At 33.8% G+C, this 19,270-nt stretch carries 18 protein-coding genes; 13 read left to right on the forward strand and 5 right to left on the reverse strand.

Annotated features, from left to right (window positions below; genetic code table 11):
* Positions 1-135 (reverse strand): YqzM family protein, encoded by a 135-nt coding sequence (locus tag MY490_RS05825; RefSeq protein ID WP_069035101.1) that lies wholly within the window; start codon positions 133-135, stop codon positions 1-3.
* 209 nt (positions 136-344) lie between these two features.
* Here MY490_RS05825 and holA point away from each other — a divergent pair, with 209 nt between their 5' ends.
* Positions 345-1,349, forward strand: coding sequence for a DNA polymerase III subunit delta (holA, locus tag MY490_RS05830; RefSeq protein WP_248268377.1), 1,005 nt, complete (start codon positions 345-347; stop codon positions 1,347-1,349).
* Positions 1,350-1,627: 278 nt separating this feature from the next.
* On the opposite strand, the gene rpsT is transcribed toward holA, so the two are convergent.
* A complete protein-coding gene (rpsT, locus tag MY490_RS05835) occupies positions 1,628-1,894 on the reverse strand; it encodes a 30S ribosomal protein S20 (RefSeq protein WP_056472820.1) in 267 nt (88 codons plus the stop codon).
* Positions 1,895-2,113: 219 nt separating this feature from the next.
* On the opposite strand from rpsT, the gene gpr reads away from it, so the two are divergent.
* The 3 genes from gpr to lepA all read left to right on the forward strand — a co-directional run bounded on the left by gpr (position 2,114) and on the right by lepA (position 5,519).
* Positions 2,114-3,214 (forward strand): GPR endopeptidase, encoded by a 1,101-nt coding sequence (gpr, locus tag MY490_RS05840; RefSeq protein ID WP_129688143.1) that lies wholly within the window; start codon positions 2,114-2,116, stop codon positions 3,212-3,214.
* A 24-nt stretch (positions 3,215-3,238) separates the two neighbouring features.
* Positions 3,239-3,589: a DUF3679 domain-containing protein gene (locus tag MY490_RS05845; RefSeq protein ID WP_248268378.1), complete on the forward strand. Its 351-nt coding sequence runs from the start codon at positions 3,239-3,241 to the stop codon at positions 3,587-3,589.
* Between the two features lie 109 nt (positions 3,590-3,698).
* Positions 3,699-5,519 (forward strand): translation elongation factor 4, encoded by a 1,821-nt coding sequence (lepA, locus tag MY490_RS05850; RefSeq protein WP_248268379.1) that lies wholly within the window; start codon positions 3,699-3,701, stop codon positions 5,517-5,519.
* A gap of 414 nt (positions 5,520-5,933) precedes the next feature.
* Here lepA and MY490_RS05855 read toward each other — a convergent pair whose 3' ends face one another.
* Positions 5,934-6,446 (reverse strand): hypothetical protein, encoded by a 513-nt coding sequence (locus MY490_RS05855; RefSeq protein WP_248268380.1) that lies wholly within the window; start codon positions 6,444-6,446, stop codon positions 5,934-5,936.
* Between the two features lie 432 nt (positions 6,447-6,878).
* Between MY490_RS05855 and hemW the strand changes: the two genes are divergently transcribed.
* The 9 genes from hemW (at position 6,879) to MY490_RS05900 (ending at position 16,682) form a co-directional block, all read left to right on the forward strand.
* Entirely contained in the window at positions 6,879-8,015 is a 1,137-nt protein-coding gene (gene hemW, locus MY490_RS05860) for a radical SAM family heme chaperone HemW (RefSeq protein ID WP_248268381.1), read from the forward strand.
* Between the two features lie 199 nt (positions 8,016-8,214).
* Complete coding sequence (gene hrcA / locus MY490_RS05865) at positions 8,215-9,243, forward strand: heat-inducible transcriptional repressor HrcA (protein ID WP_248268382.1); 1,029 nt, start codon at positions 8,215-8,217, stop codon at positions 9,241-9,243.
* Positions 9,244-9,300: 57 nt separating this feature from the next.
* Complete coding sequence (grpE, locus tag MY490_RS05870; RefSeq protein ID WP_248268383.1) at positions 9,301-9,873, forward strand: nucleotide exchange factor GrpE; 573 nt, start codon at positions 9,301-9,303, stop codon at positions 9,871-9,873.
* Positions 9,874-9,965: 92 nt separating this feature from the next.
* Complete coding sequence (gene dnaK / locus MY490_RS05875) at positions 9,966-11,789, forward strand: molecular chaperone DnaK (protein ID WP_248268384.1); 1,824 nt, start codon at positions 9,966-9,968, stop codon at positions 11,787-11,789.
* A gap of 136 nt (positions 11,790-11,925) precedes the next feature.
* On the forward strand, positions 11,926-13,059 hold the full coding sequence (gene dnaJ, locus MY490_RS05880) for a molecular chaperone DnaJ (RefSeq protein ID WP_248268385.1): 1,134 nt from the start codon (positions 11,926-11,928) through the stop codon (positions 13,057-13,059).
* Positions 13,060-13,203: 144 nt separating this feature from the next.
* Positions 13,204-14,154 (forward strand): 50S ribosomal protein L11 methyltransferase, encoded by a 951-nt coding sequence (gene prmA / locus MY490_RS05885; protein WP_248268386.1) that lies wholly within the window; start codon positions 13,204-13,206, stop codon positions 14,152-14,154.
* A gap of 1 nt (position 14,155) precedes the next feature.
* Positions 14,156-14,908, forward strand: coding sequence for a 16S rRNA (uracil(1498)-N(3))-methyltransferase (locus MY490_RS05890; RefSeq protein ID WP_248268387.1), 753 nt, complete (start codon positions 14,156-14,158; stop codon positions 14,906-14,908).
* Between the two features lie 4 nt (positions 14,909-14,912).
* The gene (mtaB, locus tag MY490_RS05895) at positions 14,913-16,247 is read left to right on the forward strand and encodes a tRNA (N(6)-L-threonylcarbamoyladenosine(37)-C(2))-methylthiotransferase MtaB (RefSeq protein ID WP_248268388.1); all 1,335 of its coding nucleotides are present in this window, start codon (positions 14,913-14,915) and stop codon (positions 16,245-16,247) included.
* A gap of 240 nt (positions 16,248-16,487) precedes the next feature.
* Positions 16,488-16,682 (forward strand): hypothetical protein, encoded by a 195-nt coding sequence (locus MY490_RS05900; RefSeq protein ID WP_248268389.1) that lies wholly within the window; start codon positions 16,488-16,490, stop codon positions 16,680-16,682.
* A gap of 53 nt (positions 16,683-16,735) precedes the next feature.
* Here MY490_RS05900 and MY490_RS05905 read toward each other — a convergent pair whose 3' ends face one another.
* Positions 16,736-17,407 carry a Rossmann-fold NAD(P)-binding domain-containing protein gene (locus tag MY490_RS05905; RefSeq protein WP_248268390.1) on the reverse strand — a complete coding sequence of 224 codons (672 nt, stop codon included), beginning with the start codon at positions 17,405-17,407 and terminating at the stop codon, positions 16,736-16,738.
* Positions 17,408-17,950: 543 nt separating this feature from the next.
* A complete protein-coding gene (locus tag MY490_RS05910) occupies positions 17,951-19,270 on the reverse strand; it encodes an SLC5/6 family protein (RefSeq protein ID WP_248268391.1) in 1,320 nt (439 codons plus the stop codon).

A 19,270-nucleotide genomic window follows, 5' to 3' on the forward strand; every position in this document is an offset into this window, starting at 1 on the left:
TTATCGCGTAACATACTCCACAATTGTTGCGATGATAAATAGAGTAGCGAAGAAACCAAATGAAACAGCAAAGCCAACGCCAGAATCTGTTGAATCATTACGTTTGCTTTGAACATTTTTTTCAAAAGTATTCACAAATAACCCCTCCTAATTCAATTTTAGTATAAATCAATATAACTAAAAAATCCATAGTATGTTTGTTTTAGTTATACCGTTTTAAATGAAGAAACCGGGTCTTTATTTAAAACGTTAATATAAATTAGAGATTAGTATTTACTAATCTCTTCCTTCTCATGTAGGACATGTTATACTATACTAAGAAAATTAGTGTAGAGGAGCAAAACATGATTAATGATTTACATAAAAAATTGAAAAAGAATGTGTCGCCAATGTATTTATTGGTAGGTACTGAAGATTTTTTACTTCAAGAAGCAGAAAACTTAATCGTGAAAGCAGCTTTACAAGGAGATATTGATGATTTTAACTATCAAACATATGATTTAAAAGAGTCTTATTTAAGTGAGGCTCTTGAGGATGCTCAAACACCGTCCTTTTTCGGTGGAAACAAAGTCATCATCATAAAATCATGTTTGTTTTTAACAGCCCAAAAAGAAAAAATTGTACAAGACATAGAACCACTTTTTGATTATATTGAAAATCCTGCGCCTTTTACTACAGTTGTTTTTGTTGCTCCTTTTGAAAAATTGGACGAGCGGAAAAAAGTAACAAAAGCGATAAAAAAACTAGTAGAGCTAGTTGAATGTCATCCTGTTGAAACGAGTAATTTAGACGGTTGGATTAATGAGCGGTTCACTGGGAATGTAACGATTACTAAAGAAGCAATTGATAAATTAAAATTACTCGTTGGAAATAATTTATCAATCTTAAAACTTGAATGTGAGAAGCTACAATTGTTTATTGGGAATGAAGGCGAAGTTGATGCAGACCTAGTAGAAATGATGGTAGCAAAAACCATTGAACAAAACGTTTTTTCTCTTATTGAAAAAACAGCAGTAAGACAGACCACTGAGGCACTTAAAATTCTTCATGAATTATTATTTATAGGTGAAGAACCGATAAAAATAGTTGCATTGTTAGCTAGTCAGTTTAGGTTATTGTACGGAATAAAACAATTATCAAGTAGTGGATATTCAAATAATCAAATTGCCTCTTCTGTTGGTGTATCACCAGGAAGAGTGTTTTATGGACAAAAGCAAGCGAATAACTTTCAAGCAAGTGAATTGAAAGAAGCAATACGATTAATTGCTGAAGTTGATTACAAAATGAAGACTGGTCAAGGAGATAAGGTAATGATCCTTGAAATGTTGATTCTACAATTAAATAAATAATAGTAAGAAATTCAGTCTTAAATGAGTATTATTTTAAAAATTTCAAATGGCAGTCCAATAGTATTAAGTTGGACTGCCATTTTTGTGTTATAAAGAGGCTATGATTTTCAGTGAATATATGGAGTTTATTATTGGAGAATGTGATAAACTTATTCGATAAGCGTTCTCATCTTTTTAAACTAACATTTTGGTTCGATTACAATTATGCATAAAAACCGCTATTGAAAAACTTAATTGCACGAAAAAATGGTGTCTCAACTGAGACACCATTTAATTCATTACGCGTTCATAGCGTTAACTTTTTTAGCTAAACGAGACTTTTGACGTGAAGCAGCGTTTTTGTGGATTAGATTGCTGTTAACAGCTTTATCTAATTTTTTAGAAGCAGTTAATAAAGCTTCTTGCGCTTTTTCAGTTTCGTTATTAGTAACTAAAGCTTCAACAGTTTTCACTGCAGTACGCATTTCTGATTTTAGAGATGCGTTGTGAGCACGATGAGCTTCAGCTGTTTTTACACGTTTAATAGCTGATTTAATATTTGGCATACCTTTCACCTCCCGAATGCAGTCGAGAAATTTGCCTCGAATACAAATAGAACAAAACTTATTTTATCAAAACAAGTCCCATTTGGCAATAGAATTCATAAAGCTATTTTCGCCTTTTCAAAAGAAAAATAAACAACTCGTTTAGAAATGGTAACATCTAGCTAAACTAGTTAAGAAGAGAATTGTTAAATTTCGATGAGTATTGTGGAGGCTAGATAAATGAGTGAGTTAGATTTAAGTCAATATAGTGTTCGAACAGATTTAGCAGTAGAGGCAAAAGAGATGCTCGAGGAGCGTGAACAAACAAAGGAAGAAATTACCGGCGTAATCGTTAAAGAACGTGAAGCAGATGGTGTAAGTATTTCACATGTTCATATTAAAGAATCGGCATCTGAAAGAATCGGTAAAAAGCCAGGAAATTACTTAACACTTCAAGTTCAAGGTATTCGTGAACAAGATACTGAACTTCAAGAAAAGGTTGAAAAAGTTTTTGCAAACGAGTTTTCGGCATTCCTAAAAAATTTAGGGATTACAGAAGATCAAACTTGTTTAGTAGTCGGATTAGGAAATTGGAATGTGACGCCTGATGCACTTGGTCCAATGGTTGTTGAAAATTTAGTTGTTACGAAGCATCTTTTTGAATTACAGCCTGAGAGTGTACAAGATGGTTACCGTCCAGTTTGTGCTTTATCCCCTGGTGTAATGGGGATAACTGGTATTGAAACAAGCGATATTATTTCAGGTGTCATAGATAAAGTAAAACCAGATTTTGTCATTGCAATTGATGCACTTGCAGCTAGGTCCATTGAGCGAGTTAATACAACAATCCAAATTACAGATAATGGGATTCACCCAGGTTCTGGAATAGGGAATAAAAGGAAGGAATTAAGTAAGGAAACACTAGGTATTCCAGTAATTGCTATAGGTGTTCCAACTGTTGTTGATGCTGTTGCTATTACAAGTGATACAATTGACTTCATTTTAAAACATTTTGGACGAGAAATAAAAGAGGGAGACAAGCCTGCTAAAGCGCTAATCCCTTCAGGAATGGCATTTGGAGAAAAGAAAAAGTATACCGACGAAGATATGCCTAGTGAAAAGGAACGAATGGCATTTATGGGGATCGTAGGAACACTTGAAGAGAATGAAAAACGGAAATTAATTCACGAGGTACTATCTCCACTAGGTCATAACTTAATGGTTACGCCAAAAGAAGTGGATACATTTATTGAAGATATGGCAAATATTATTGCTGGCGGTATGAACGCTGCTCTGCATTCTAAAATTAATCAAGACAATATTGGCTCATATACTCATTAATATTTCGTAAGTGAGGAGAAACAAATGAAATATATGGTTCGGTATTTTACGCTAATCATTATTTTTTCGATAACAATCATTACGTGTATGCAAGTTGCGAAAGACGGAATAAGTAAAGTTACTTCGACTGATTACTATCATGTAGAAGATGTAGTAAAAATCTCAAAAGAAGATGGGAAAGCTGGTCCAGTACTTTTTGGAAAAGATTACACAAAAGAAGGATTAGCAATTAGAGAAGATCATTTAGAAAGATTAGGGGCATTTAATTATTTTACAGTTGTTGGTAAAGGACTATCCCATTTTGTTACGTATGTAACTGAAAAAGGGGTTAAGATTGTTGAAAAAATTCCTTCTATTATTGATAGCATTAATTAGACCTTCTAAACTTCATTCGACATATACTGCTAATAGAGATTGAATATTTACCTATTTTTTTGATATAATCAAAACTATCTATGCTGTCGAGAAATTTAGGAGTGATGAAATGAATAAAGAGTCAAGATCAGAAAGACAAAAGAGAATTAGAAACTTTTCAATCATCGCACACATTGACCATGGAAAATCTACTTTAGCAGATAGAATTCTTGAGAAAACAAATGCATTAACTCAGCGTGAGATGAAGTCTCAGCTATTAGACTCAATGGATTTAGAGCGTGAACGTGGAATTACCATTAAATTAAATGCTGTGCAGTTACAATATAAAGCTAAAAATGGAGAAGAATATATTCTTCATTTAATTGATACGCCTGGACATGTCGACTTCACTTATGAAGTTTCACGTAGTTTAGCAGCTTGTGAAGGCGCAATTCTTGTCGTTGATGCTGCACAAGGTATCGAAGCACAAACATTGGCGAACGTATATTTAGCTTTAGACAATGATTTAGAAATCTTACCAGTTATTAATAAGATTGACTTACCGAGTGCAGAGCCTGAACGTGTAAGACAAGAAGTTGAAGATGTAATTGGATTAGATGCATCAGAAGCGGTATTAGCATCTGCTAAAGCAGGAATCGGAATAGAAGAAATTTTAGAACAAATCGTTGAAAAAGTACCAGCTCCAACAGGTGATCCAGATGCACCTTTAAAAGCACTTATTTTTGATTCATTATTCGATCCATATCGTGGTGTTGTAGCATATATTCGTATCGTGGAAGGTACTGTAAAAGTAGGTCAAAAAATTAAAATGATGGCTACAGGAAAAGAATTCGAAGTAGTTGAAGCTGGAGTATTTACTCCTCGTACTACGCAACGAAATGAATTAACTGTAGGTGACGTAGGTTTCTTAACTGCTTCTATTAAAAATGTTGGAGATACTCGTGTTGGGGATACAATTACCCTTGCTGAGAATCCTGCAACTGAGCCACTTCCAGGTTATCGTAAATTAAATCCTATGGTATTCTGTGGATTATATCCAATTGATACTTCTAAATATAATGATTTACGTGATGCACTTGAAAAGCTTCAATTAAATGATGCGGCTTTACAATTTGAAGCAGAAACTTCGCAAGCTTTAGGGTTTGGTTTCCGTTGTGGATTTTTAGGATTATTACACATGGAAATCATTCAAGAGCGTATTGAACGTGAATTCAAAATTGATTTAATAACAACAGCACCAAGTGTTATCTATAATGTTTACACAACTAAAGGCGATATGATTATCGTTGATAACCCTGCTCATATGCCAGACCCTCAATCAATTGATCGAGTGGAAGAGCCTTACGTTAAAGCAAAAATCATGGTTCCAAATGAATTTGTTGGAGCAATCATGGAGCTTTGCCAAAAGAAACGCGGAAACTTTATCGATATGCAATATTTAGATGCAAACCGCGTTACGTTAACTTACGAAATTCCATTATCTGAAATTGTTTATGATTTCTTTGACCAATTAAAATCAAGTACAAAAGGTTATGCATCATTTGACTATGAACTAATTGGCTACAAAGTTTCTAAACTTGTGAAAATGGATATTTTATTAAACGGTGAACAAGTAGATGCTCTATCATTTATCGTTCATAGAGACGCTGCTTATGATCGTGGAAAAGTTATCGTTGAAAAATTAAAAGAACTTATTCCAAGACAACAGTTCGAAGTACCAGTTCAAGCGGCGATCGGACAAAAAATCGTTGCTCGTTCAACAATTAAGTCAATGGGTAAAAACGTATTAGCAAAATGTTACGGTGGGGATATCTCTCGTAAACGTAAGCTATTAGATAAGCAAAAAGAAGGTAAAAAGCGAATGAAAGCTGTTGGATCTGTAGAAGTTCCACAAGAGGCATTCATGGCTGTTTTACGTATGGATGACTAATAATTAAAAGAAATCATCAATTATAGAATTGATGATTATCCAAAGATGCCACCGTAATTTAATTGCGGTGGCATTTTTAACATCGTTTTTGGAGTCATATAATCTATCCCAACTTAATTGTTTTGAATTTTGTAACATTTAATTAATAACAAATAAGAAAATAATGATAATATACAAATGGATAAGCTAATTAATAGGAGTTGATTGTTCTTGAATGTAGATGTTAAAAGGAAAAAAAGATTGACAAATTATATTGGAATATTGTTGCTTGCTATTATATTTTTATCATTAATTTATATATTGGACTTACCTAAATATACTACATTTACTACTTTATTTTTTGTTTCATTATTAGGTGTGATTGCAACAGAATATAAATTTAAAAATAGCCCTTAAAGGGCTATTTCTTTTGGTTTAGATAATTGTAATTTTACTTATGAAGTAATACCCGTCACTTGGTCCTACTTGTCTATACTGATAAATTAACGTTACGTTGTAAAAGCTTTTAGTAGAATTTTTTAAGGTAGACGATACAATTTTGCCTTGAGTATTTTTATAAGTCGTTAAAAGACCGACCCCAAGTCCTGCACCAACGCCAATTAAGGGTTTTAATGGAAGCACTACAATTGATGTAGCGATGGCTAATTGAATGGATCTTCCAGATTCTTGATTATCAATATAATTACTAATTTGTAAAAGTTCTGTCCGAGTAATTTTTTTTGTTGTTTTTATTGTATAACCTATTTTTTTTGCAGTAACAGGATTTGCCCAAAGTGTTGCACCGCTTATGGAACTATGGGTACCATTACCTTCAAGAGCTATAACAGCGTTGCTTTTTGGTATACAAACAGAAAAGCTCATAATAGTAGAGATCAGAATAATTAATAACTTTGCTTTGATGTTTACGACATTAAATATTTTTTGCACGACCAAATTTTCCTTTCTGATTTTTTTAGTTAAAATTTAATCGAGCGCTCATTTATAGAATAATATAATTCCATTGATAATTGTTTTAAAAATATGAATAATAAGTGAATACATGGAATTTTTAGTAAAATATGTAATTTGTGTGAAGTTATCACAAGAATTGCAAAAAAATATTAAATACAAAATTTTCAACTTATTTAAATGGTAATTTATGATCTTCTGAGGATATTAAGCTTTATTACTTTATAATTTAAGAAATGAATAAAAATCAAAAAAATAATAATAATGATAAATAAGAATAGTAAAGCGATTAAATAGACAAATTTCTTAAGAAAATATACAATCATAAAGTTAAAATCAACAAAAGTCCCTGAATCTGCACCTTAGATGGTATTGAATCAGGGGCTTTTCACATAGAAAAGAGGAGAAGGTATGGCATCTTCCGTTTATATTCATATACCATTTTGTCAGCAGATTTGTTACTACTGCGATTTTAATAAATTTATGATGGACCGTCAGCCGGTAGATCAATATTTAGACTATCTTGAGAAAGAGATTGTTGAAAGTTTAAAAAGAAATCCGATTTCAGATTTGAAAACAGTTTTTGTTGGTGGCGGTACGCCAACTGCATTAACATTACCTCAAACTGAACGCTTAATCGAAATAATTAATAAACATATTATTAATGGGAAAAAAGAAATTGAAATGACTTTTGAAAGTAATCCAAATGAAATTTCAAAAGAGAAGCTACAGATTTTAAAAGATGGTGGAGTGAATCGAATTAGTTTTGGCGCCCAAACATTTGATGAAGGTTTACTAAAAAAGATTGGAAGAACACATTCACCAAATGAAATAGAAGAAGCAATTCAAACCGCCAAAGAAGTTGGAATTGATAATATTAATCTTGATTTAATGTATGCATTACCTGGTCAAACAATGGAACAATTCGTTGATTCTTTAGACAAAGCAATGAAGTTACCGATTCAGCATATCTCAGCATATTCATTAATTATTGAACCAAAAACGGTTTTTTACATAGAAATGAATAGGGGCAAGCTTAAACCAGCCCCAGAAGAAGATGAAGCGGCTATGTATGACTTTTTAATGAACTATTTAGAGGAAAAGGGATTTCATCAATATGAAATTAGCAATTTTGAAAAAAATGGTTTAGAAAGTAAGCATAATCTTGTTTATTGGAATAATGAAGAGTATTTTGGATTTGGTGCTGGAGCACATGGCTATATTAATGGAATTCGATATTCAAACGCAGGACCATTAAAGAAATATTTTCAGTTGATAGATGATACTGGTGTCCCTATTGTTCATGAACATACGGTAACGAAGCAAGAAAAAATGGAAGAAGAAATGTTTTTAGGACTACGTAAAATGCAGGGAGTTTCGGAAAGAAAGTTCCAAGAAAAATTTGGTTCAAACTTTAATGAAGTATTTCCGAACGTAATTGAAAAACTAATAAAAGATGGATTAGTCGAGATGGATGGAATATTTCTTCGATTAACCCATAAAGGGAAGTTACTAGGCAACGAAGTATTTCAAGCATTTTTACTTTAAAAGCAGTAAATGTGAACAACAGGAGAAGGGGATTAAATTAGGGACAATAGTTAGATCTGATGTATTTAATAGTTCCTAATCCATTAATCCAGCACTTCTTTATTCCTGCCCTTAACTTCTTGACATCGTATAAAGGATTTGTTAAGTTAATAATATATTTAGCACTCACTAGTTTAGAGTGCTAATAGAGGTGATAAACATGTTGACTGAAAGACAGTTATTGATACTCCAAATTATTATCGATGACTTTATTCGCATGGCACAACCTGTTGGTTCAAGGAGTTTATCTAAAAAGGAAGGTATTTCATTTAGTTCAGCAACGATACGAAATGAGATGGCTGATTTAGAGGAACTTGGTTTTATTGAAAAGCCTCATAGCTCTGCAGGTCGAATCCCTTCTGAAAAAGGGTATCGTTTTTATGTAGACCATCTGTTATCACCACAAATTGTTAATGAAGATGATGTTCGTTCGATAAAAGGTATTTTTGCCGAGCGAATTTTTGAAATAGAAAAGCTTGTGAAAAATTCAGCTGATATACTATCTGATTTAACAAATTACACAACAATTGCTCTAGGACCAAAAGTTACTGAAAATAAGCTTAAAAATATTCAGCTTATTCCAATAGGACCTAATACAGCAGTATCAATTATTGTGACAGACACAGGTATTGTTAAAAATCGAACAGTTACCATACCACCTGGTGTGTCTATGAGTGATATTGAGAAAATGGTAAATATTTTAAATGAGCGACTAGTAAATGTTCCAATTCATCAAATAAATGACAAGCTTTATAAAGAAATTGCAATGATTTTACGTACGCATATTTCGAATTATGAAAGTGTTATTAAGATGATTGGTGGCACTATTGACGTACCGATTGAACAAAAGCTGATTTTAAGTGGAAAAACGAATATTTTAGCTCAACCAGAATTTCATAATGTTGAGACAATGAAAGTATTGTTAAACATGATTGAAAAGCAAGATGAACTAAAAAGTATTATTCCTTTTGAACAGGTGGGTTTAAGTGTCAAAATTGGTAAGGAAAATGAAAAGTCTGGATTAGAAAATGTAAGTATCATTAGCGCAACCTATTCACTAGGTGAAGATCAAATTGGTACAATCGCAGTATTAGGACCAACTCGAATGGAATACTCCCGAGTAATCTCATTAATGCATTTAATAACAGGGCAATTGAATTTATTATTTTCATCTAAGGATGTTGAATAAATCCATTGTGAATAGAAACAATGGATTACATATAAAAAAATAGGAGGTGAAGGTGACATGACAGAACGTCAGGAAGAACTTTTAAATGAAGAAGTAGTGAATGAAGAAACTACTGTTGAAGAACCTTCAATCTTTACAGAAGAGAATACAGAAGAGAAAACTGACAATGTGAATTCTTCTGAAGAAGAGCTTCAAAAACTTCGTGCTGAAGTGGATGAGAAGGAAAATAAGTACTTACGTCTACATGCTGATTTCGAAAATTATAAACGTCGTGCACTTTTAGACCAACAATCTTTAATGACTTATCGTGCACAAAGTTTAGTAACTGATTTATTACCAGTACTAGATAATTTCGAACGTGCACTACAAGTTGAAGCTACAGACGAACAAACTGCTTCTTTCAAACAAGGTATGGAAATGGTTTACCGTTTACTTGTTGAAGCTGTAAAAAAAGAAGGTGTAGAAGAAATCCCAGCACTTGGTGAACAATTCGATCCGAATGTCCATCAAGCTGTAATGCAAGAAAGTGATGATTCTAAACCATCTAATGAAGTTTTACAAGAATTCCAAAAAGGCTATAAGCTAAAGGACAGAGTAATTCGTCCATCAATGGTAAAAGTAAACGAGTAATGTTAAGCGTCTATTTAAATCGCTAACATAAATATAAAATTTATAAAAAACTAAAATATAACTACTTATGTAAATTTTAGGAGGAACATGCAATGAGTAAAATTATTGGTATTGACTTAGGTACAACTAACTCTTGTGTCGCAGTATTAGAAGGCGGAGAGCCAAAAGTAATTCCGAACCCAGAGGGTGGACGTACAACTCCGTCAGTTGTTGCGTTCAAAAATGGTGAGCGTCAAGTTGGGGAAGTAGCAAAGCGTCAAGCAATTACAAATCCTAACACAATCATGTCAATTAAACGTCATATGGGTACTACACATAAAGAAAACATTGAAGGTAAAGATTATTCTCCACAAGAGATTTCTGCAATCATTCTTCAAAACTTAAAAGCATCGGCTGAAGCTTATTTAGGTGAAGCAGTAACAAAAGCAGTTATTACAGTACCTGCATACTTCAATGATGCTGAGCGTCAAGCAACTAAAGATGCTGGTAAAATTGCAGGTTTAGAAGTAGAACGTATCATCAATGAGCCAACAGCAGCAGCATTAGCATACGGTTTAGATAAAATGGATGAAGACCAAACAATTTTAGTTTACGACTTAGGTGGCGGTACATTCGACGTTTCAATCCTTGAATTAGGAGATGGAATTTTTGAAGTTAAAGCTACTGCTGGTGACAACCGTTTAGGTGGAGATGACTTCGACCAAGTGATCATTGATTACTTAGTGGCTGAATTCAAAAAAGAAAACGGTGTTGATTTAAGCCAAGATAAAATGGCATTACAACGTTTAAAAGATGCTGCTGAAAAAGCGAAAAAAGATTTATCAGGTATTACTTCAACTCAAATTTCATTACCATTCATTAGCATGGGTGCAGCTGGTCCATTACACTTAGAATTAAATTTAACTCGTGCAAAATTCGAAGAGCTTTCTCATAACTTAGTTGAAAGAACTTTAGGCCCAACTCGTCAAGCATTGAAGGATTCTGGCTTAACAGCTAGTCAAATTGATAAAGTAATTTTAGTAGGTGGATCAACTCGTATTCCTGCTGTTCAAGAAGCAATCAAAAAAGAAACAGGAAAAGAACCACATAAAGGTGTAAACCCTGATGAAGTAGTAGCATTAGGTGCTGCAATTCAAGGTGGAGTATTAACTGGTGATGTAAAAGACGTAGTATTACTAGACGTAACTCCATTATCATTAGGTATCGAAACAATGGGTGGAGTATTTACAAAGTTAATCGAACGTAATACAACGATCCCAACAAGTAAATCTCAAGTTTTCTCAACAGCTGCTGACAATCAACCTGCTGTAGACATTCACGTACTACAAGGTGAGCGTCCAATGGCTAATGACAATAAAACATTAGGTCGCTTCCAATTATCGGATATCCCACCAGCACCACGTGGAGTTCCTCAAATTGAAGTATCTTTTGATATCGACAAAAATGGTATCGTAACAGTACGTGCGAAAGACCTAGGTACTCAAAAAGAACAAAACATCGTAATTCAATCTTCTTCAGGTTTAAGTGATGAAGAAGTAGAACGCATGGTAAAAGAAGCAGAATTAAATGCTGATGCTGATGCAAAACGTAAAGAAGAAGTAGATCTTAAAAACGAAGCTGATCAATTAGTATTCCAAGTAGAGAAAACTTTAAAAGATCTTGAAGGAAAAGTTGAAGAAGCAGAGGTTACAAAAGCTAACGAAGCTAAAGATGCATTAAAAGCTGCTTTAGAAGCTGGTAACTTAGATGACATCCGTACGAAGAAAGATGCTCTATCTGAAATCGTTCAAGCTTTATCTATGAAGCTTTATGAGCAAGCTGCTGCTGCACAACAAGCTGCAGGTGGAGCTGAAGGCGGAGCGAAACAAGACGATGTAGTAGACGCTGAGTTTACTGAAGTTAAGGACGAAAAATAATCTAGAAAATATATATCTACAACATTGAGGGAAGTCAAAGTCAGGGAAGCCTTGACTTTGACTTCTTCTTTTTCTTTTAGAAAAGGACAGGATATGTTAAAATATTCTTTATGTGAAAGGAGCGGATTGTAACACTATGAGTAAACGTGATTACTATGATGTGCTTGGTGTGAGTAAAAGTGCATCACAAGATGAAATAAAAAAATCGTTTCGTAAATTAGCAAAAACATATCATCCGGACGTTAATAAGGATCCTGATGCAGCTGAAAAGTTTAAAGAGGTGCAAGAAGCATACGAAAATTTATCAGATGATCAAAAACGTGCTCATTATGATCAGTTTGGTCATACAGATCCAAACCAAGGTTTCGGCGGTGGCGGATTTGGCGGCGGCGGATTCGGTGGATTTGAAGATATTTTCAGTCAGTTTTTTGGTGGTGGCGGTGGACGTCGTCGTGACCCGAACGCACCAAGGGCTGGAGCTGATTTACAATATACAATGACGATCCAGTTTGAAGAAGCAGCATTCGGAATGGAAAAAGAAATCGAAATTCCAACCGAAGAAACATGTCATACATGTAGTGGTTCAGGTGCAAAACCTGGTACATCAAAAGAAACATGTAATCATTGTCATGGCTCAGGACAAATGAGTGTTGAACAAAATACACCATTTGGGCGTATTGTGAACCGTACGACATGTTCACACTGTCAAGGTACTGGTCAAATTATTAAAGATAAATGTAATACATGTCATGGTGCTGGCCGAGTGAAAACTCGTAAGAAAATCATGGTTAAAGTACCAGCTGGTATTGATGATGGACAACAAATTCGACTTTCAGGCCAAGGAGAACCAGGTAAAAATGGTGGTCCTGCTGGAGATTTATATATTGCATTCCATGTTCGTGAGCATGAATTCTTTGAACGTGACGGAAATGATGTTTACTGCGAGCTTCCATTAACATTTGCACAAGCTGCATTAGGTGATGAAGTTGAAGTTCCTACATTGCATGGTAAAGTAAAAACGAAAATTCCTGCTGGAACGCAAACTGGTACTAGAATGCGTTTAAAAGGTAAAGGAATCAAAGATGTGCGTGGATATGGTCAAGGTGACCAGCACGTAATCGTAAAAGTGATCACACCAACAAAACTAACAAGCCGTCAAAAAGAATTGCTTGAAGAGTTTTACAAAATTGGCAAAGGTCAAAAAGACGACAAACACGATTCTTTCTTTACAAAGTTAAAGCGTGCAGTTAAGAATTTTGGCGAACAATAAGGAAGTTATTAATTCAGTACGTTAGTTAAGGTAAAAAGTGGAAACACTAAATAGAAGAAGTAATTTAATGGCACCCTCTAATTCTGACTATGATTAGAGGGTATTGCCAAGTAAAGAAGAGAGTATGAATGGAGTTGGTAGTTAATGAAATGGTCAGAATTAAGTATTCACACTACACAGGATGCGGTTGAACCGATTTCTAATATTTTACACGAAGCTGGTGCAAGTGGTGTTGTCATAGAAGATGTGTTTGATTTGACGAAGGAGCGAGCACAGGTTTACGGTGAAATCTACCAACTTAACCCAAAAGATTATCCAGAGGAAGGTGTAATCGTTAAAGCATACCTTCCTGTGAATAGTTTTTTAAACGATACGATCGACGGTATAAAAGAAGCAATTAATAATTTAATTTCATATGATATTGATTTAGGAAAAAATACATTTGCTGTTCATGAAGTAAACGAAGAAGATTGGGCTACTGCATGGAAAAAATACTATCATCCAATTTCAATCTCAGATCGATTTACAATTGTACCTTCTTGGGAAGAGTATGAAGTCAAATCATCAGACGAATTAATTATCGAATTAGATCCAGGAATGGCGTTTGGTACTGGTACTCATCCTACAACTGTTATGTGTATTCGTGCACTTGAGAAAGTTGTTAAACCAACTGACCGTGTAATCGATGTAGGTACTGGTTCAGGTGTATTAAGTATTGCAGCTGCTAAACTTGGCTCTACAAATATTGAAGCTTATGACTTAGACGATGTAGCTGTTCGAAGTGCAAGGGAAAACGTTGTATTAAACAAAGTTGACGATGTTATAAAAGTTGGACAAGGTAACTTACTACAAGGTATTGAAGGTCCGTTCCAAGTAGTTGTTGCAAACTTACTTGCTGAAATTATTCTTCGTTTCGTAGATGATGTGTTTAATGTTTTAGAACCAGGTGGAACATTTATTTCTTCAGGAATTATTGGTGCTAAACAACAAGACATCGAAAATGAGCTTAAACGAGTTGGTTTTGAAGTGAAGGAAGTATTACATTTAGAGGACTGGGTTGCAATTATTGCAAAAAAGCCAGAACAAGGGATGTAATATGCAAAGATATTTTATAGAAGATCCGCAGCTTCAAAATGATCTTGTTACAATAACTGGTGATGATGCTCATCATATAGCAAATGTTATGCGAATGAAGCTAGATCAAGAAATCATTTGTACAGTACCAGGTTCTTCAACTGTTCGTTGTACACTTACAAATATTTCTAGTGAACAAATAACAGCAGCTGTTGTAGAATATGTTGAGAATACAAATGAACTGCCAATATCAATTACGATTGCTAGTGGACTACCAAAAGGTGATAAACTTGAATTAATCATACAAAAAGGTACGGAACTTGGTGCTTCTGTTTTTTTACCTTTTGCAGCAGCTAGATCAATTGTTAAATTAGATGATAAAAAAGCTGGTAAAAAGGTTGACAGATGGCAAAAAATTGCAAAAGAAGCGGCAGAACAATCATATCGGTTTATTGTACCAACCGTGGAACAGCCAGCATCTTTTCAACAATTACTTAACTCAATACAGTATTATGATGCGTGTATTGTTGCATATGAAGAAAGTGCAAAAACAGGAGAATCAGCAGGACTTGTTCAGACATTCCAATCATTAAAGGAAGGTTCACGTTTACTAGTAGTTTTCGGACCAGAAGGTGGTTTGTCAGAGAAAGAAGTTAATCAGCTAGAAGAAAAAGGTGCTAAGCTATGTGGACTTGGACCAAGAATTCTACGAACAGAAACAGCACCATTTTATGTTTTAGCTGCTGCCTCCTTTCATTTTGAATTAATGGGGTGAAGAAATGCCACAAGTAGCTTTTCATACATTAGGCTGTAAAGTTAACCATTACGAAACAGAAGCAATTTGGCAACTGTTTAAAGCAGCAGGCTATGAACGTACTGAATATGAGACAAAAGCAGATGTTTATGTAATTAATACTTGTACAGTTACAAATACAGGTGACAAAAAAAGTAGACAAGTAATCCGTCGTGCCGTGCGCAAAAATCCAGATGCAGTAATTTGTGTAACTGGATGTTATGCACAAACATCTCCAGCCGAAATCATGGCAATTCCTGGGGTGGATATCGTTGTTGGTACACAGGACCGTACTAAAATGCTAGATTATATCGAGCAATACCGTGTAGAACGCCAACCAATAAATGGCGTAGGAAATATTATGAAAGCACGAGTTTATGAAGAGTTAGATGTACCTGCTTTTACTGACCGTACACGTGCTTCATTAAAAATTCAAGAAGGTTGTAACAACTTCTGTACGTTTTGTATTATTCCATGGGCACGTGGTTTAATGCGTTCTCGTGATCCAAAAGAAGTTGTAAAACAAGCTACCCAATTGGTTGAATCAGGCTATAAGGAAATTGTTTTAACTGGCATTCACACTGGTGGATACGGTCAAGACATGAAAGATTACAACTTAGCAATGTTATTAAAAGATTTAGAAACAGTTGAAGGATTAAAACGTGTTCGTATTTCTTCAATTGAAGCTAGTCAAATTACTGATGAAGTAATTGAAGTTCTTCGTCATTCAAATATTGTAGTTCGTCACTTACACGTACCATTACAATCGGGATCAGATTCTGTCCTAAAACGTATGCGTCGTAAATATACAATGGCTGAATTTGCTGAAAGAATTGAAAAATTACGCGAAGTATTACCAAACTGTTCAATTACATCTGATGTAATCGTAGGTTTCCCAGGTGAAACTGAAGAAGAGTTCCTGCAAACGTACAATTTCATTCGTGACAATAAATTCTCTGAATTACACGTATTCCCATACTCTAAACGCACTGGTACTCCAGCTGCACGAATGGAAGATCAAGTTGACGAAGAAATTAAAAATGAACGTGTACACCGTTTAATTGAATTATCAAATCAACTTGCAAAAGAATACGCATCAATGTTTGATGGAGATGTTCTAGAAGTTATTCCGGAAGAAAAGTATACTGAAGAAGGCGCAGAAGGATTATTAATAGGTTACACAGATAACTATCTTAAAGTCGTGTTTGAAGGAACAGATGACATGATCGGTAAAATTGTAAAAGTTAAAATCGCTGAAGCTGGTTATCCAGTTAATAAAGGTGAATTTGTCCGAGTATTAGAAGATGTAGCTGTTAACTAAGGATAATATAAATAAAAGGATAGATAATCTTGAGTTCATCTGGATTATCTATCCTTTTTTGCTATAATTTGTCTTTTGATTAGATATGAATGATTGCTTCACCAGAATTTATAAACTAAGAGCTCTTTGTCATATAGTTGAAATGGTTAAACCTTTGAAATAGGCCTAAATAATTCCCTCAAACTACCTGTAATTTAAAGTTTAATTTATACACAATATAAATACAGAGGTGAAATAATCATGTCAAAAGATAATCAACCAAGAAAAACGGATGACAATCATATCCACGTTGCTACCAACTCATACTTGGACACGAGCGAAAACGATTCTAATAAAATTAATTATGACGAAGGTGGCAGTCCATACTTAGATACAAGTGAAGACGCATCTTCAGCAGCCAACACAAGAAGAGGAGCTCCATATTTAAATACTTAATGTGAGAGGAATGGGGGAAAGTTGAATAAATCTTTTCCCTATCCCTTTTTTACTTATCTTTTTTCTGCAGTTCTATTAATATCATCAACCTCAATTAATGGCTTATGATAACCAGCTTTTGCAATATTGATCATTGAACGACCAATTTGTTCAGAAGTTGTTATTGAGTTTGGAAAGACTTTTTTTAATATTGGATAAATAGGTTTCGTTATGTTATAGCCGAATTGATATAGTTTAGTTTTTGATTTTATATCTTTATGTGGAATAATTGCACCTGGTCGAAACATGTATGCAGCTTTAAACGGTAACTTTAACAAGTCATTTTCTGTTTTTCCCTTCACTCTAGCCCACATAATACGACCTTTCTCAGTACGATCGGTACCTGATCCAGTGACATATATGAAAGTCATTTGTGGATTCAATATGGATAATGTACGTGCAATGGATAATGTAAGGTCATATGTAATCTTACGATAATCTTCCTCTGTCATTCTAAATGATGAAACACCTAAACAAAAAAAACATGCATCAAATCCAGATAACTGACTTTCAATTGGGGATAAATCAAGCAGATTAGAATGCTTAATTTCATAGAACTTTTCATGTTGAATCCCTGTAATACTACGACCAATTGAGTAAATCGAGCTAACAGAAGGATCTTGTAAACATTCTCTTAATACACTTTGCCCAACCATTCCAGTTGCTCCAAAAAGTAAAACCTTCATAATGTAACCTCCATAATTTATTTTCAACGCTAGTCTCATGGGCAAATAATAAATGATAAATCATTTTTAAGCAATTTAAAACTCAAAAATAATCGTTCAGAAATATGAAGTGAATAGTAAATAAAACCTAATAAAAAAATCGTTTCTTGAAGCGGTGAAATTTAGAACTATTCTTACGTTTCAACTGATAAATACTTCGAAATAGAAAAGTGTTGATCAAGAAATTGATTATACCTTCAGAGTGTTGAAATATAAAACGGTCATTAAGGAAAACGTACTAGTGATGATTTTTTCAGAGATTAAAAATAGTATGAGCTAATTTTTACAAACACCAATTCAATTGTTTCGTTTATAAATTGATGTTTGATAGTAATTGACCTAAAAATTGATGAATAAACAATTGTTAATTTACTCTAAGTATAGGATATTTGATTAGGTTTTTATTGCAGACTTTTTTTGATGAATAAGTTGATTGGAACGAAAGGGGGGCTTGACTCTATGGGATAAGTGAAGAGCTAATCAAGTCAACTGATTAGCTCTTCTTTATGACATATTTACAGACTCTCTCTTACTAAAAAATTGGATTGTAAACCCTAAAATAATCATCATAATAGAAAATAGTAAACTCAACCAAATGCTTTGAAATTCACCTACATACGGCTGAACAATATAGGAAAGTATGATACTGATTACAATACTAATTGGAATGTAGTTACCTACTCTATCCTTACTAAACACAATAACTAAAATTGGAAATAATAATGCAGAATATACATTTCCTGAGTAAAATAATAGTTCAATGATTTTTTTTGATTGAATAATAGTAGCAAAAAAGATGATCGTACCAATTATCACGGATAGAAGATAAGCAAGCTTTATTTTTTTTTGATCATTTTTTATCGTGTGAAAGGGCTCTATTATATTGATAATGATTAAGCTAGTAAGCGAATGTAAAATAGCACCAAATGTTGATGTAATCGCGTTAAAAGCACATAAAACAAAAAGTATGAAAAAGAATGGTGTTGTAATTTTATTTGCTAAACCTACTAAAATTGATTGAATATCTGTAAATCCACCCGTGAATATAACAATAATAAAAAGACATGAAAATGAAAGTGGGAAAATACACCATATTAATCCGGAAATTGAGAATGTTAAAGGAAGTTTTTTCGATTCAATCATAAATAATCGGTGCCATGAAGTTATGTCAAAGAAAAACTGACCTAAACCTACTAGTAAGCCTGAAAATAAAAAACCCCATAAATCATAGTGGTCAATGACTAGCATGTATGGATGGTATAGTTTAATCCCATCATATACAGGTTGAACGCCTTCTTTTACGAAAAAATACAACGGAATTAAAATTGCCGCTGCAAACATGGTAATGACTTGAAACCCAGCTAATCCATGTATCATCTTTAATCCACCAAAACCTGCAAAAAGTACACAAAAGCTTATAAAAATGATTATTTCTATGTACAACGGTAAAGTAAAAAGAAAATGAAATAACGTAGATGCAGTCATCGACTGTATATATAATATGTGTAAACTAGTTAATATTAAAATACAAATCATAATCCAATAACCAAGTGGGTGTAGTTTCTTCTTCAAATAATCTCCAATTGTTAAACCATCAGGGTACTCTTGTCGAACTTTTTTCCCGATAAAACTAAATACAAATAATGCAATCGCACCTAAAAATGCATAGCCGATTCCACCAAATACGCCATATTTAATCATTGATTCTGGCGAAGATAATATCGTAGTTCCTGTTACCCAACGTGTCAAGAGAGAAATAATTCCCATACCCATTCCAATTTGAATAGGACCTTGTACGTATTCTCTAAATGAACGTGAATTCAC

The sequence above is a fragment of the Gottfriedia acidiceleris genome (assembly GCF_023115465.1).
Taxonomy (GTDB): domain Bacteria; phylum Bacillota; class Bacilli; order Bacillales; family Bacillaceae_G; genus Gottfriedia; species Gottfriedia acidiceleris_B.

Bases quoted from the DNA above. Each gene is read 5' to 3' on its own strand.
- prmA (WP_248268386.1), top strand. From the start codon at position 13,204: ATGAAATGGTCAGAATTAAGTATTCACACTACACAGGATGCGGTTGAA.
- mtaB (WP_248268388.1), top strand. From the start codon at position 14,913: ATGCCACAAGTAGCTTTTCATACATTAGGCTGTAAAGTTAACCATTAC.
- MY490_RS05905 (WP_248268390.1), bottom strand. From the start codon at position 17,407: ATGAAGGTTTTACTTTTTGGAGCAACTGGAATGGTTGGGCAAAGTGTA.
- hemW (WP_248268381.1), top strand. From the start codon at position 6,879: ATGGCATCTTCCGTTTATATTCATATACCATTTTGTCAGCAGATTTGT.
- MY490_RS05890 (WP_248268387.1), top strand. From the start codon at position 14,156: ATGCAAAGATATTTTATAGAAGATCCGCAGCTTCAAAATGATCTTGTT.
- MY490_RS05900 (WP_248268389.1), top strand. From the start codon at position 16,488: ATGTCAAAAGATAATCAACCAAGAAAAACGGATGACAATCATATCCAC.
- hrcA (WP_248268382.1), top strand. From the start codon at position 8,215: ATGTTGACTGAAAGACAGTTATTGATACTCCAAATTATTATCGATGAC.
- grpE (WP_248268383.1), top strand. From the start codon at position 9,301: ATGACAGAACGTCAGGAAGAACTTTTAAATGAAGAAGTAGTGAATGAA.
- holA (WP_248268377.1), top strand. From the start codon at position 345: ATGATTAATGATTTACATAAAAAATTGAAAAAGAATGTGTCGCCAATG.
- gpr (WP_129688143.1), top strand. From the start codon at position 2,114: ATGAGTGAGTTAGATTTAAGTCAATATAGTGTTCGAACAGATTTAGCA.
- dnaJ (WP_248268385.1), top strand. From the start codon at position 11,926: ATGAGTAAACGTGATTACTATGATGTGCTTGGTGTGAGTAAAAGTGCA.
- dnaK (WP_248268384.1), top strand. From the start codon at position 9,966: ATGAGTAAAATTATTGGTATTGACTTAGGTACAACTAACTCTTGTGTC.
- rpsT (WP_056472820.1), bottom strand. From the start codon at position 1,894: ATGCCAAATATTAAATCAGCTATTAAACGTGTAAAAACAGCTGAAGCT.
- MY490_RS05845 (WP_248268378.1), top strand. From the start codon at position 3,239: ATGAAATATATGGTTCGGTATTTTACGCTAATCATTATTTTTTCGATA.
- lepA (WP_248268379.1), top strand. From the start codon at position 3,699: ATGAATAAAGAGTCAAGATCAGAAAGACAAAAGAGAATTAGAAACTTT.